Source organism: Corallococcus sp. 4LFB (genome assembly GCF_046520365.1).
In the GTDB taxonomy this organism is placed as follows: Bacteria; Myxococcota; Myxococcia; order Myxococcales; family Myxococcaceae; genus Corallococcus; species Corallococcus caeni.
Genome location: NZ_JBKGHJ010001075.1, coordinates 1 through 1,012 on the forward strand (window position 1 = coordinate 1; position 1,012 = coordinate 1,012).

The following is a 1,012-nucleotide window of genomic DNA, read 5'->3' on the forward strand; positions in this document are numbered from 1 at the left end:
CCTCCGCCGCCCGGCCCATGCGCAGCAGCAGCCGCCCGGCGGCGAGCAGCGCGGGGCTCCCGGCGGGCACGAGCGACGGGAGCAGCTCCGCGCTCTCCAGCGCCGTCTCCGGCCGGGCGCTGGGCAGCCACGCCTGCACCCAGGCCACGTGCACGCCCGCGTGGTGCGGGTGCGTGCGCAACAGGTCGCGCAACAGCATCTGCGCATAGGGCTGTCCCTGCCCGGGACGTCCGTCGGATTCGTACCCGTCCAGCAGGAAGCCCGCGAGCAGCAGGCGCGGCTCGGGCTCCTGGGGGTAGCGGTCGACCAGGCACTCCATCTCACGCACGAAGGCGTGTCTGCCATTGGCGGGCCCCTTGTCCGCGAGGAGGCTGGCGGCGACGACCAGCCGCTGCTCCACGTCGGTGGCGCCCTCCGCCAGCGTCAGCGCCTTGCGGATGGCCTCCGCGCGGTCCGCCGCGAAGCGCTGCCCCACGCCCCGGGCGAGCGCGAGCCCCCACCACGCCATGGCGAGGGACGCATCCTGACGCGCGGCCTCCGCGAAGGCGCGCCGGGCCTCCAGCGCCCAGCCCAGGTGCAGCAGGCGCAGGCCTTGATCAAAGTACGCCTGCGCCAGGGGAACCCGCGTCGTCACGCGCAGGTGGGCGCTTCCCAGCCCTTCTCGCAGCGGCGGCGTGGGAAGGGCTTCGTCCGGCAGGTCCTCCCACGCGACGTGGGCATGGACGGACGGGGCATCGGCTCGGAACAGACGTGCCAGCATGGTGTCCTCCTCACGCTCCGGTCATCGGAGCGACATGGTGTTGCACCGCGGCGTCGGTCGCGCGCACTCGCACGGCCAGCCGCCTCCAGGCGGTGGACAGCTCCTCCGCGGGGATGGGAGAGGCCTTGCGCCGCGCCGCCAGACACTCGCGCCGCCAGGCCAGGCCCACGTCGCGGGCCACCCACGCCTCGTACTCCGCGAGCCAGTCCGCCAGCAGCGCGAGCCCCGCCCGCGCCGCCCTGCGCTCCGGCC

The 1,012-nt window shown here is 75.4% G+C and carries 2 pseudogenes; both read right to left on the bottom strand.

Annotation, left to right across the window (positions count from 1 at the left end):
* Positions 1–760: pseudogene (locus ACLEQD_RS44145) on the bottom strand (hypothetical protein); the annotation flags it as partial.
* Between the two features lie 10 nt (positions 761–770).
* Positions 771–1,012 (bottom strand): annotated as a pseudogene (locus ACLEQD_RS44150) (hypothetical protein); the annotation flags it as partial.